The sequence below is a fragment of the Curtobacterium guangdongense genome, assembly GCF_049341845.1.
Lineage (GTDB): Bacteria > Actinomycetota > Actinomycetes > Actinomycetales > Microbacteriaceae > Curtobacterium > Curtobacterium guangdongense.
This window is the reverse complement of the sequence record NZ_JBMPIT010000020.1, coordinates 1-12,652: the sequence shown is the minus strand read 5'-3', so window position 1 is coordinate 12,652 and position 12,652 is coordinate 1. Positions and strand designations below refer to the sequence as shown.

Here is a 12,652-nt window from a genome sequence, read left to right as displayed (position 1 = left end):
GAGACAGCACCACACCGAGAGGAACCCATGCGCCACGCGCTCGTCGTCCGCGGCGGCTGGGACGGGCACCAGCCCGTCGAGACCACCGACACCTTCATCCCCTTCCTGCGCGACAACGGCTTCGACGTCCGCGTGTCGGACTCGACGGCCGTCTACGCGGACGCCTCCGTGATGGACGGCGTCGACCTCGTCGTGCAGGTGAACACCATGACCACCATCGCACCGGACGAGTTCGCCGGCCTGCAGCGCGCGGTGCTCGCCGGCACCGGCATGGCCGGGTGGCACGGCGGCATCGCCGACGCCTACCGCGACAACGCCGACTACCTGCACATGATCGGCGGGCAGTTCGCCCACCACGCCGGCAAGCACCCGGACGAACGGGTCGGCGACCAGTCCGACAACTACGTCCCGTACACGGTGCACATCACCGAGCTCGGGCACGAGCACCCCATCACGGCAGGCATCGAGGACTTCGACCTGGTGACCGAGCAGTACTGGGTGCTGAGCGACGAGTACAACGACGTCCTCGCCACGACCACGCAGCAGGCCCGGCCGTGGGACGCGTGGAACCGCCCGGTGACCTCGCCCGCGATCTGGACCCGGCAGTGGGGGAAGGGACGCGTGTTCGTCTCGGCTCCCGGTCACCGCGTCGAGGTCGTCGAGCAGCAGCCGGTCCGCACGATCATCGAACGGGGGCTCCTGTGGGCCGCGCGCTGAGGGTCGGGATGGTCGGCGTCGGGAACATCAGCCGGCAGTACCTCGAGCACCTCCCGTCCCTGCCGAACCTCCGGCTCACCGCGGTGGCCGACCTCGACACCGAGCGTGCAGCAGCGGTCGCTCGGGAGCACGGGGTCACCGCGCTCGGGGTCGACGAGCTCCTGGCGCACGACGACGTCGACGTGGTGCTCAACCTGACGATCCCCGCGGCGCACGCCGATGTCGCCACCCGGGCGCTCGCCGCGGGCAAGCACGTCTACGGCGAGAAGCCGCTGGCCCTGTCGACGGCGGAGGCGGCACCGGTCCTCGAGCTCGCACGCACCGCCGGACTCCGGGTCGGCAGCGCGCCGGACACCGTCCTCGGCACCGGGATCCAGACCGCACGGGCCGCGCTCGACGACGGCGTGATCGGGACGCCGGTGGCCGCTGCCGTGGCGTGGAGCGCGCCCGGGCACGAGCTCTGGCACCCGGCACCGGCGTTCTACTACCAGCCGGGCGGTGGCCCGCTGCTCGACATGGGGCCGTACTACCTGACGAGCCTCGTGTCGTTCTTCGGGCCCGTCGTCCGTGTCAGCGGCAGTGCGACCCGATCCACCCGGGAGCGAACCATCGCGACCGGGCCGGCGGCAGGGACCCCGATCCCGGTCGACGTGGACACCCACGTCGTCGCCGTCCTGGAACACGAGAACGGGGTCGTGTCCTCGGTCACGGTGTCGTTCGAGGTCTGGGCGACCAGGACCCCGCTCTTCGAGGTGTACGGCACGACGGGCACGCTCGCGGTACCCGACCCGAACGGGTTCTCCGACCCGGTGGAGCTCGCAACGGCCGACGACCGGACGTTCCGTGCGCTGCCGGTGCAGGCCGGTTACGCGGACGCCGGCCGCGGGTACGGACTCGCGGACATGACGCGGGCGATCGAGACCGATCGACCGCACCGGGCGAACGGCGACCTGGCGTTCCACGTGCTCGAGGTGATGGAGGCGGTGGCGACCGCGTCGCGCGATCACGTCGTGGTCGAGCTCTCGTCGCGCGTGGAACGACCGGACCTCGTCCCGGCGGGAGCGCGGCCCGACTCCTGGTGATCACAGCAGGCAGGGTGGTGGATTTGTTGCCGAGAACCACAAAAGGCTTGCGGTCGACGCATCCGTCCTGTTAGCGTCGCCGTCGCAGGTCGTCGAAGCGCTTCGCTTCGACCGCAGACGACGAGCACGAGGAGGTGCGCGATGGTGACGATCAACGAGGTGGCGAAGGCCGCAGGCGTCTCGATCTCGACCGTCTCGTACGCCCTCTCCGGCAAGCGGACGATCTCCGCCACCACCCGCGCCCGGATCGACCGCGCGGTGGCCGAGCTCGACTACCGCCCGAACGCCGGAGCCCGCATGCTCGCCGGTGCACGCACGGACATCCTCGCGCTGTCCGCGCCGATCCGACCGGACGCGCACCTGCCGACCCACATGCGGTTCGTCACCGCCGTCGTCGAGGCCGCTCGGGCGCACGACGACGACGTCCTGCTGCTGGCACGCGACGACGAGGTGACCGGCATCCAACGGGTCGCGCACTCGTCCCTCGTCGACGGCGTCGTCGTCCTCGGGGTCTCGACCGACGACGAACGCGCCGACGTCGTCCGCGCATCCGGTGTCCCCGCCGCCTTCGTCGGCGTGCCGGGGGACACCACCGGCCTGACCTGCATCGACCTCGACTTCGCCGAGGCCGGCCGGGCATCGGTCCGTCGGCTCGTCACCGACGGACACCGCAGCATCGGCGTGATCGGGCACCCGGCGACCTACGTCGAGCGGCACACCGGCTTCATCCGTCGCTTCGCGGACGCGTTCGACGACGAGTGCCGCGCGTCCGGGGTCGCCACCGTCGCGCACTACCCCTCCCTCGACCGGGCGGACCAGCGTGCCGCCACGGATCGACTCCTGGCGGAGCTACCCGACATGACCGCGCTCGTGTTCCACTGCAACGAGCCGGTCGTCGACACGGTCCTCGCCCACCTGGCGTCCCGCGGCATCCGTGTCCCGGAGGACCTGTCGGTGCTCGCCGCCTGTGCGAGCTACGACACCACGGCGATGGACACCCCGCTGTCCACCATCCCGCTCCCGCTCGAGGAGATGTGCCGCGGTGCCGTGGAGCGCACCGTCCGCCAGGTCGACGGCGCCCACGAGCCCGGCGTGACCCTCATCCCGCCACGGTTCACCGACCTCGGCAGCATCCGCCGGATCGAGTGAGCCCACCCACCGAACGCGTTCATCGACGTGCATCGTCGAAGCGCTTCGACAACCCCGAGAACCACCGACAACCACCGACCCCTACAAGGAAGTAGCGACATGAAGAAGTCCCGTGTGCTCGGCGCCCTCGCCGGGCTGGCCGCGGCCGCAGTCGTCCTCAGCGGTTGCTCCGCCGGCGGCGGCGACAGTGCCGCCGAAGACGGCAAGACCCTCAAGCTCTGGCACTACGAGTCCGAGGACTCCGCCATGGGCAAGGCCTGGAAGGAGTCCATCAAGGTCTTCGAGAAGGAGACCGGCGCGAAGGTCGAGTTCCAGGAGAAGAGCTTCGAGCAGATCCGCAAGACGGCCAGCCAGTCGCTCAACTCCGACCAGGCCCCTGACCTCATCGAGTACAACAAGGGCAACGCCACGGCCGGGCTCCTCGCCAGCCAGGGGCTCCTCAGCCCGCTCGACGACGCGGTCGAGAAGTACGGCTGGGACGACAAGCTGGCCAAGTCCCTGCAGACCACCGCGCGCTACGACGACAAGGGCGTGATGGGCTCCGGTTCCTGGTACGGCGTGCCCGACTACGGCGAGTACGTCGAGTTCTACTACAACAAGGAGCTCTTCCAGAAGTACGGCGTCGAGGTCCCGAAGACCATGGACGACCTCGAATCGGCCATGGCGAAATTCCAGGCAGCCGGCGTCACGCCGCTCGCCGAGTCGGCGGCGGAGTACCCGCTCGGCCAGCTCTGGTACCAGCTGGCGCTCCAGAAGGCCGACCGCGACTGGGTCGACGACTACCAGCTGTACAAGAACCCGGTCGACTTCTCCGGCAAGGAGATCAGCACCGCGACGAAGACCGTCAAGGACTGGACCGACAAGGGCTACATCTCGTCCGACTCCACCGGCATGAAGGCCGAGGACGCCGGAACAGCGTTCATCAGCGGCAAGTACCCGATGTTCTTCTCCGGCTCGTGGTGGTACGGCCGTTTCACCACCGAGATGCAGCAGGACTGGGGCACGTTCCTGTTCCCGGGTGCCGAGATGTCGCCCGGCTCCTCCGGCAACCTCTGGGTGGTCCCGACCAAGGCGAAGAACAAGAAGCTCGCCGAGCAGTTCATCGACATCACCCTGCGTCCGGAGATCCAGGCGATCATCGGCAACAACGGCGGGGTCCCCGTTGCGGCGGACGAGTCCGACATCACGGACCCGAAGAGCAAGGAACTCATCGCCAACTTCAACACGCTGACCGAGCGTGACGGTCTGGCGTACTACCCGGACTGGCCCACGTCGACGTTCTACGACCAGCTGAACGCGGGGCTCCAGAGCGTGGTCAACGGCAGCAGCTCCCCGTCGAAGGTCGACGACGAGCTCGGCCAGCAGTACGCGGACGGCGTCAAGGCCGTCACGGGCTGACCCGGCCTGGAGGCACGGTGCGGGTCCGCCCCGCACCGTGCCCCGAGCCACCCCCACCACCCCAGAACACCCATCACTCCCGGAAGGGAAGCCCGCCATGGCATCCAGTCCTCCCGTCACCGCGCCCCGGCGGCGTGGCCGCCGGCCCGCCGACGTCGGCGCCATCATGCCCTCGAGCGGTCGTGGCAGCTACTGGTTCTATCTGCTGCCCGGGTTCGTCCTGCTCGCGGCGATCATCCTCGTGCCGCTCGGCTGGAACGTGTACCTGTCGTTCACGAACTACCGGGGCATCCTCCCGCCGCAGTGGACGGGCCTCGACAACTGGCGGCGGCTGATGGCCGACGGGCAGTTCTGGATCTCGTTCCGGAACAGCATCGCGATGATCCTCGCGATGGTGATCGTGCCGACGAGCCTCGGTCTCGTCCTCGCCGCCGCGCTCTTCGACGTGATCGGCAAGAAGTTCGGCGGGCGGCTCGCGAGCTTCCTCCGCGCCACCTACTACCTGCCGCAGATCCTGCCGGCGGTCATCGCGGCGATCGTCATCGGCTGGATCCTCCGGCCGGAGAACGGCGCCCTCAACGTCATCCTCGACGCGGTCGGGCTCGGCGGCCTCCAGCACAACTGGCTCGGCAGCCCGGACACGGCGCTGCTCTCCGTCGCGGTCGTGCTCGTCTGGGTGCAGATCGGGTACCCGGTCGTGGTGTTCATGGCCGCCCTGCAGCGCGTCGACCCGGAGCTCTACGAGGCGGCGGAACTCGACGGCGCCGGCTGGTTCCAGCGCTTCCGTGCGATCACCGTGCACATCATCCGGCCCGAGATCTTCGTGGTCGTCCTCACCTGCACCATCGCTGCGCTGAAGGTCTTCGGGCCGGTCTACGCGCTGACCGGTGGCGGCCCGGGCAACGCGACCATCGTGCCGAGCTACTACTCGTACAGCCAGTTCTTCCAGGCGCAGCAGGTCGGGTACGGCGCGACGATCGCGACCGCGCTCACCGTCGTAATCGTCATCGTCGCCATCGCGTTCATCGCGGCCCAGAACCGGGCCGAGCGGAAGGAAGAAGCCCGATGACCGGGATCGTGTCAGCACCGACGACCGAGGCGACGTCCGTGACGGATGCGCGCCGAGCCTCCAGTCCGACCGCCGGAGGCCCCACGCGCCGGAAGAGCGCCGGTGAGGGCGGGCGCAAGCGCCCGGCCGACTGGATCGTCCTGGCGGGCGGCATCGTCATCGCCGTCCTGATCGCCGCGCCGTTCCTGCTCATCCTGCTCAACTCGTTCAAGACGCCGGCGGACTACGCGGCCGGTGGGCCGCTCGCGTGGCCGGCGCACATCTCCTTCGACGGCATCACGACGTTCTGGAACCGCGTCGACTTCCCGCTGAAGCTCTGGAACAGCGTCTTCATCAGCGGTTCGGTTGCGATCCTCGCGGTGCTCATCTCGATCCTGAACGCCTTCGCGATCGGGATCGGCCGGGTGCGGTACCGCACCTGGATCGTCGTGCTGTTCATGCTCGCCAACATGCTCCCGCAGGAGGTCCTCCTCTACCCGCTCTACATGATGTTCAAGGGCATCGGGCTGTACGACAACGTGTGGAGCGTGATCATCGTCTTCACCGTGATCCAGTCCGCGTTCGGGACGTACCTGCTCTCGAGCGTGTACGGCACCTTCCCGAAGGAGATCCTCGAGGCGGCCGCGCTCGACGGCGCCGGACGCTGGCGGGTGCTGTGGCGCGTGATCGTGCCGATCAGCCGTCCGACGCTGTCCGTGCTGCTCATCTTCTTCTTCATCTGGACGTGGAACGAGTTCCTCATCCCGCTGACGTTCCTCGTCAGCAACGACAACCAGACGGTCCCCGTCGCGATCTCCCTGCTGCAGGGCGACCGGCTGATGGACGTCACCACCACGAGTGCGTCGGCGCTCCTCGGGCTCATCCCGACACTCGTGTTCTTCCTCATCTTCCAGCGCACCCTCGCGCGCGGCATCACGGCAGGAGCGGTCAAGTAATGAAGTTCACCGACGGGTTCTGGCAACTCCGACCCGGCGTCCAGCCCCTGTACGCGCACGAGGCCCACGACATCGACGCGGTGCACGCCCCGGCGGGCGACCGCCTCGTCGTCACCGCGCCGACGAAGGTCATCGAGTCGCGCGGGGACACGCTCAACCGGCCGACGCTGACGGTCACGCTGTCGAGCCCCATGGAGGGCGTCGTCACCGTCCGCGTCGAGCACTTCCGGGCCCCGCGGCCCGAACTGTCCTTCGACCTCGTCGGGAAGGAGCCGGGACACGGGACGGCCACGCTGACCGACGGTGTCGGGACGTTGACGTCCGGGGACCTCTCGGCCGTCGTCACCCCGGGGGCGCCGTGGGACCTCCGGTTCCGATCCGGCGACCGGGAGCTGACCGGCAGTGGCCACAAGTCGCTCGGCCACGTCACCCTGGCGCCGGGTGCCGAGGTCTCCCGCGGGGTCGTCGGCAACGCACGGGTGCAGGGCGCGGACGCGCCGACGTCCTCGACGTTCGTGCACGCGCAGCTCGACCTCGGGGTCGGGGAGCTGGTCTACGGGCTCGGCGAGCGGTTCGGTCCGCTCGTCAAGAACGGCCAGACCGTGGACATCTGGAACGCCGACGGTGGCACGTCGAGCGAGCAGGCCTACAAGAACGTGCCGTTCTACCTGACGAACCGCGGGTACGGCGTGCTCGTCGACCACCCGGGACACGTGTCGTTCGAGGTGGGCTCCGAGGCGGTCGAGCGCGTGCAGTTCTCGGTCCCCGGGGAGTCCCTCGTGTTCCACGTCATCGGCGGCGGGACCCCGGCCGGGGTCATCGAGCGCTACACCGCGCTCACCGGCCGTCCGGCGCACGTGCCGGCGTGGTCGTACGGCCTCTGGCTGTCGACCTCGTTCACCACGGACTACGACGAGGCGACGGTCACGTCCTTCGTCGACGAGATGGCCGCGCGCGACCTACCGGTGAGCGTCTTCCACTTCGACTGCTTCTGGATGCGCGAGTTCAACTGGTGCGACTTCGAGTGGGACCCCCGGGTCTTCCCCGACCCGACCGGCATGCTCGGCCGGCTGCACGACAAGGACCTGCGCGTCTGCGTGTGGATCAACCCGTACATCGGGCAGCGCTCCCCGCTCTTCGACGAGGCGGCGGCGGCCGGGTACCTCGTGCGGAACCCCGACGGCACCGTCTGGCAGTGGGACCTCTGGCAGGCCGGCATGGGGCTCGTCGACTTCACGAACCCGGACGCGAAGGCCTGGTACCAGGGCAAGCTCCGCGCGCTCGTCGACCAGGGCGTCGACTGCTTCAAGACCGACTTCGGCGAGCGGATCCCGCTCGGTGTGACGTGGGCGGACGGCAGCGATCCGGAACGCATGCACAACTGGTACACGCAGCTGTACAACGAGGCCGTGTTCGAGGTCCTGGAAGAAGCGCGCGGCGCCGGTGACGCCGTGCTCTTCGCACGCTCGGCCACGGCCGGCGGCCAGCAGATGCCGGTGCACTGGGGCGGCGACAACACCTCGTCGTTCCCGTCGATGGCGGAGACCCTCCGCGGTGGCCTCTCGCTCGCGCTGTCCGGCTTCGGGTTCTGGTCGCACGACATCGGCGGGTTCGAGGGACGCCCGGACCCAGCGGTCTTCAAGCGCTGGGTCCAGTTCGGGCTGCTCTCCTCGCACAGCCGCTTCCACGGCAGCAGCTCCTACCGCGTCCCGTGGGCATTCGACGAGGAGGCGGTCGAGGTGACCAGGGCGTTCACACGCCTGAAGCTCCGCCTGATGCCGTACCTCTACGGGCTCGGTCTGCAGGCATCGGAGCGCGGGCTGCCGGTGATGCGACCGATGCTGCTCGAGTTCCCGGACGACCCGACGGCGGCGTACTGCGACCGGCAGTACATGCTGGGGTCCGACCTGCTCGTCGCGCCCGTGTTCAGCGAGTCCGGCGACGTGCAGTACTACCTGCCGGCCGGGTCGTGGACGAACTGGTTCACCGGCGAGGTCGTCACCGGCGGGGTGTGGCGCACCGAGCGGCACGGGTTCGACACGCTGCCGCTGTGGGTCCGCGGGGGAGCGGTGCTGCCGCTCTCGACCCGCACCGACCGTCCGGACCACGACTACCTGGCGGCGCTCGAGCTCCGGGCCTTCCCCGCGGGGACGACCGGCAGCGTGGACGTCCGGGTGACCGCACCCGACGGGCGGTCGGAGGTCTGGACGGTTTCGACCGTGTCGGGCGACGAGTCGTCGGTGTCGGCCACCGGTCCGCTGCCGGACGGGTGGCGGCTGGCGGTCGCCGACGGCCCGACCACCGAGGCGATGGGTGGTACGGCGCGGGTTCAGCTCTGATTTGTTGCGCAGCACCACAAAATGCTGGCGGGAACGCCGGTGCCGCGCCATGATGAGAGCAGGGACCTGGAGCAACCGCGGACGGTCGACCGGAAGGGCACCATGCAGCGCGACACACCGGCCGGCGGCAACCGGAACACCGCGCGGGTGCTCCGACTCGTCCACCAGGAGGGACCGCTCACCCGCGCGGACCTGACGCGCGCCACCGGGCTGAACCGCTCCACGACCCTGGCCCTCGTCGGGGAACTCGTCGAGCTCGGCCTGGCCTTCGAGACCGAGGACGGCGCGGCCACCGGGGTCGGACGACCGAGCCCGGTGGTCCGTGCGTCGGCCGACGTCGTGGCGGCCGCCGTCACGGTCGAGATCGACGCCGTGACGGTGGCCATGGTCGGCCTCGACGGCAGCATCCGGTCCCGGGTCACCGAGCACACCGACGACCGACCCACCGCCGAGGAGGCCGTGCAGATCGTCGCGAGGCTCCTCGACGACCGTCCCGCGCGCCTGGTGGGGGTCGGCGTCTCCATCCCCGGCACGGTCCGCGTCGAGGACGGTCTCGTGCGGGACGCGCCGCACCTCGGCTGGCGCGACGAGCCGTTCGCCGAACCACTCGCCGCCGCGACCGGACTGCCCGTGCGCGTCGCGAACGACGCCAACCTGGGCGCGTGGGCGGAGCGCCTGTACGGGTCCGGCCGCGGGGTGTCCGACCTCGTGTACCTGAACGGCGGCGCGAGCGGCATCGGCGGCGGGGTGATCAGTGCCGGGCAGCCCCTGAGCGGTGCGGACGGGTACGCCGGGGAGCTCGGCCACACGTTCGTCGCGGACAACGGGATCCGCTGCCACTGCGGCGCCATCGGCTGCCTCGAGACCGAGGCATCGCGCGCGGCCCTCGTCGCCGTGACGGGTGTGCCGGCGGACGACCTGCCGGCACTCGCCGATGCCCTCGCGGCCGGCGGTCCGGAGGTCGAGCGCGTCGTGGACCGGCAGGTGGCCGCGCTCGCGACCGGCCTCCGCAACGCCATCCACACCGTCAACCCCGAGGTGGTCGTCCTCGGTGGGTTCCTCGGGGTGCTGCTCGGCCACGTCGGGGACCGCGTGCTCGAGGCCGTCCGGGCGCAGTCGATGGCCGCGATGGTGGACCGGGTCCGCATCGTGCCCGCCGAACTCGGGTCGGACGTGCTGCTCCGCGGCGCCGCCGAGATCGGGTTCCGTGAGCTGCTCGACGACCCAGCGCGCGTCCACACCCTGACAGCACGTCCATCCGAACGACAGAAAGCGGGTACCCCGTGACCACGGACCAGCAGACCCAGCGCGTCAGCGTCCTCCTCGGGCAGGACGACCTCACGATCGAGGACCGCCCCGTCCCCGCCGTCGACCCGGGCGACGTCCTCGTCGAGGTCGCCGCCGTCGGCGTGTGCGGCTCCGACGTGCACTACTTCCGGCACGGGCGCATCGGGGACTTCGTCGTCTCGTCGCCGCTCGTCCTCGGCCACGAGCTCTCCGGCACGATCGTCGCGGTCGGCGACGGTGTCGACCCCGGACGCGTGGGGGAGCGTGTCGCCGTCGAGCCGCAGCGCCCGTGCCACCGGTGCGCACAGTGCCTCGCCGGGCGCTACAACCTCTGCCCGGACATGCGCTTCTACGCCACACCCCCGGTCGACGGCGCCTTCGCGGGCTTCGTCACCATCGAGGCCGAGTTCGCGCACACCCTGCCCGACTCGGTGTCGTTCGAGGCCGGTGCCCTGCTCGAGCCGCTCTCGGTCGGGATCGCCGCGGTGCGGAAGGCCGGGATCGTGCCGGGATCGTCCGTGCTGATCGCCGGTGCCGGTCCGATCGGGATCATCTGCGCCCAGACAGCGAAGGCGTTCGGGGCGACCCGGATCGTCATCAGCGACCTCGTCCCCGAACGCCGTGAGCGTGCGCTGTCCTACGGCGCCACCGAGGTCGTCGACCCCACCGTGGTCTCGGTCGCCTCGGACATCGCGCCCGTCGACGCCTTCATCGACGCCAGCGGTGCGCCCCGTGCGGTGTCGGACGGCATCAAGGCCGTCGGTCCCGCCGGTGCAGCGGTGCTCGTCGGACTCGGGAACTCCGAGATGACGCTGCCCGTCGAGCACATCCAGAACCTCGAGGTCACCGTCACCGGGATCTTCCGGTACACGGGCACGTGGCCGGTCGCGATCGGGCTCGTCGCATCGGGACAGGTCGACCTCGACTCGCTCGTCACCGGACGGTTCGGGCTCGACCAGGTCCGCGAGGCCCTCGAGAGCGACACCGACCCGGACTCCCTGAAGTCGGTCGTCTACCCGCACGGCGTGCCGACGGCGTGACCAGGAACGGGGGCACCGGCGGGACACCCGGACGCGCTACGGTTCGCCCATGACCGTCGTGCCCCCGCCGCAGCGCACCGATCGTCGCGCCCTCGTCTCCTGGGCACTCTGGGACTGGGGATCGGCGGCGTTCAACGCCGTCGTCACCACGTTCGTGTTCTCCACCTACCTGGCGAGCCGCGCGTTCGTCGACCCGGCCCTCGTCGCGGCCGCGGACTCCTCGGCCACCGCGGCACGTGCGGTGGAACGCGAGCTCGCCCACAACGCCGCCGTGGTGTCGACGGCCCTCACGATCGCCGGCATCGTCGTCGCGCTGGTCGCACCCGCCGTCGGCCGGCTCGCGGACTCGTCCGGACACCGTCGTCGGTCGGTGCTCATCGCCACGATCGGGGTCGCGCTATCGATCGGTGCCATGGTGTTCGTCGCACCGAGCCAGCCGTACCTGGTGCTCGGCGCAGCGCTCATCGGCATCGGGACCGTCGCGTACGAGATCGCCTGCGTCGGCTACAACGCCATGCTCGGCCAGGTCGCACCGGGTCCCCGCACCGGCCGGGCCTCGGCGATCGGCTGGGCGGCCGGCTACTTCGGCGGCATCGTCCTGCTCGTGCTGCTGCTCGTGCTCTGCATCCAGGACTTCGGCGGCGGTGACACGGCCGGGCTCCTGAACCTGCCGGCGACCGTCGCGACCGGGCAGTGGGACGTCCGCGTGGCGATCGGCATCGCCGCGGTGTGGCTCGCGGTGAGCTCGATCCCGCTGTTCCTCGTCGTTCCCGAAGCGGAGCGCGCTCCCGACCAGCGCGGGAACCTGTTCTCCGCCTACCGCGACCTCGGCCGGGACATCGCGCGGCTCTGGCGCGAGCGTCGGAACGTGCTCGCCTTCCTCATCGCCAGCGCGGTGTTCCGCGACGGCGTCGGCGCGGTCTTCACCTTCGGCGGCATCATCGCCGCGCAGGTGTTCGGGTTCAGCGCGTCGGGCGTCATCATGTTCGCGATCGTCGCCAACGTCGTCGCGGGCATCTCCACGGCGCTGTCCGGCCGGCTCGACGACCGGTTCGGTTCGCGGGCGATCATCATGGTGTCACTCGTCGGGCTGGCGGTCTGCGGTCTCGCGGTGCTGTTCGTCGGGACGGCGCAGATCGGCTTCTGGGTGCTCGGTCTGGCCCTGTGCATGTTCGTCGGGCCCGTGCAGTCCTCGTCGCGGGCGTACCTCGCGCGGCTCGCGACCCCCGGCCGCGAGGGCGAGCTCTTCGGCCTGTACGCCACGACCGGGCGTGCTGCGGCGTTCATCGCCCCGGCGATGTTCGGCATCGCGGTGACGATCGGCGGGTCGACGCGCTTCGGCATCATCGGCATCGTCGTGGTCCTCGTCGCCGGCCTGGTGTTGATGGCCTTCGTCAAGCGCGAGGATCCGGTCGCGCCCGCCGCGTAGCCGGCCGAAACGCGCGTAGGAGGTCGAATCGCGCGTAGGCGGTCCGATCATCGGACCCCCTACGCGCGATTCCGCTTTCCATCGCGCGTGACATGGGTGAGAACGCACGCACGGACGGGAGGCGCGGTGCGGGTCGGGCCCGCACCGCGCCGCCCCGGCTGGGCGCGTGCCGTCCTGCGGGTGGCGTGGTGCGTCGTGGCCGGGGGG

At 70.5% G+C, this 12,652-nt stretch carries 10 protein-coding genes; all 10 read left to right on the top strand.

Annotation, left to right across the window (positions count from 1 at the left end; genetic code table 11):
• The first annotated feature begins 27 nt into the window (after positions 1 to 27).
• The 10 genes from ACO0E1_RS18595 (at position 28) to ACO0E1_RS18550 (ending at position 12,445) form a co-directional block, all read left to right on the top strand.
• Positions 28 to 717, top strand: coding sequence for a ThuA domain-containing protein (locus ACO0E1_RS18595; RefSeq protein ID WP_422875527.1), 690 nt, complete (start codon positions 28 to 30; stop codon positions 715 to 717).
• A gap of 8 nt (positions 718 to 725) precedes the next feature.
• A complete protein-coding gene (locus tag ACO0E1_RS18590; protein WP_422875526.1) occupies positions 726 to 1,799 on the top strand; it encodes a Gfo/Idh/MocA family protein in 1,074 nt (357 codons plus the stop codon).
• Positions 1,800 to 1,940: 141 nt separating this feature from the next.
• On the top strand, positions 1,941 to 2,948 hold the full coding sequence (locus ACO0E1_RS18585; protein WP_422875525.1) for a LacI family DNA-binding transcriptional regulator: 1,008 nt from the start codon (positions 1,941 to 1,943) through the stop codon (positions 2,946 to 2,948).
• 99 nt (positions 2,949 to 3,047) lie between these two features.
• A complete protein-coding gene (locus ACO0E1_RS18580; protein ID WP_422875524.1) occupies positions 3,048 to 4,346 on the top strand; it encodes an ABC transporter substrate-binding protein in 1,299 nt (432 codons plus the stop codon).
• Positions 4,347 to 4,443: 97 nt separating this feature from the next.
• On the top strand, positions 4,444 to 5,415 hold the full coding sequence (locus ACO0E1_RS18575) for a carbohydrate ABC transporter permease (RefSeq protein WP_402728285.1): 972 nt from the start codon (positions 4,444 to 4,446) through the stop codon (positions 5,413 to 5,415).
• On the top strand, positions 5,412 to 6,350 hold the full coding sequence (locus tag ACO0E1_RS18570) for a carbohydrate ABC transporter permease (protein ID WP_422875523.1): 939 nt from the start codon (positions 5,412 to 5,414) through the stop codon (positions 6,348 to 6,350). The genes ACO0E1_RS18575 and ACO0E1_RS18570 overlap by 4 nt, the downstream gene beginning before the upstream one ends.
• Positions 6,350 to 8,689 carry an alpha-xylosidase gene (yicI, locus tag ACO0E1_RS18565; protein ID WP_422875522.1) on the top strand — a complete coding sequence of 780 codons (2,340 nt, stop codon included), beginning with the start codon at positions 6,350 to 6,352 and terminating at the stop codon, positions 8,687 to 8,689. Before ACO0E1_RS18570 ends, yicI begins: the two co-directional genes overlap by 1 nt.
• Before the next feature lie 102 nt (positions 8,690 to 8,791).
• Entirely contained in the window at positions 8,792 to 9,976 is a 1,185-nt protein-coding gene (locus tag ACO0E1_RS18560; RefSeq protein ID WP_422875521.1) for an ROK family transcriptional regulator, read from the top strand.
• Positions 9,973 to 11,016, top strand: a complete 1,044-nt coding sequence (locus tag ACO0E1_RS18555) for an NAD(P)-dependent alcohol dehydrogenase (RefSeq protein WP_422875520.1) — start codon at positions 9,973 to 9,975, stop codon at positions 11,014 to 11,016. Before ACO0E1_RS18560 ends, ACO0E1_RS18555 begins: the two co-directional genes overlap by 4 nt.
• A 49-nt stretch (positions 11,017 to 11,065) precedes the next feature.
• The gene (locus ACO0E1_RS18550; RefSeq protein ID WP_422875519.1) at positions 11,066 to 12,445 is read left to right on the top strand and encodes an MFS transporter; all 1,380 of its coding nucleotides are present in this window, start codon (positions 11,066 to 11,068) and stop codon (positions 12,443 to 12,445) included.
• Positions 12,446 to 12,652: the final 207 nt, after the last annotated feature.

Bases quoted from the DNA above. Each gene is read 5' to 3' on its own strand.
- ACO0E1_RS18595 (WP_422875527.1), top strand. From the start codon at position 28: ATGCGCCACGCGCTCGTCGTCCGCGGCGGCTGGGACGGGCACCAGCCC.
- ACO0E1_RS18590 (WP_422875526.1), top strand. From the start codon at position 726: ATGGTCGGCGTCGGGAACATCAGCCGGCAGTACCTCGAGCACCTCCCG.
- ACO0E1_RS18585 (WP_422875525.1), top strand. From the start codon at position 1,941: ATGGTGACGATCAACGAGGTGGCGAAGGCCGCAGGCGTCTCGATCTCG.
- ACO0E1_RS18580 (WP_422875524.1), top strand. From the start codon at position 3,048: ATGAAGAAGTCCCGTGTGCTCGGCGCCCTCGCCGGGCTGGCCGCGGCC.
- ACO0E1_RS18575 (WP_402728285.1), top strand. From the start codon at position 4,444: ATGGCATCCAGTCCTCCCGTCACCGCGCCCCGGCGGCGTGGCCGCCGG.
- ACO0E1_RS18570 (WP_422875523.1), top strand. From the start codon at position 5,412: ATGACCGGGATCGTGTCAGCACCGACGACCGAGGCGACGTCCGTGACG.
- yicI (WP_422875522.1), top strand. From the start codon at position 6,350: ATGAAGTTCACCGACGGGTTCTGGCAACTCCGACCCGGCGTCCAGCCC.
- ACO0E1_RS18560 (WP_422875521.1), top strand. From the start codon at position 8,792: ATGCAGCGCGACACACCGGCCGGCGGCAACCGGAACACCGCGCGGGTG.
- ACO0E1_RS18550 (WP_422875519.1), top strand. From the start codon at position 11,066: ATGACCGTCGTGCCCCCGCCGCAGCGCACCGATCGTCGCGCCCTCGTC.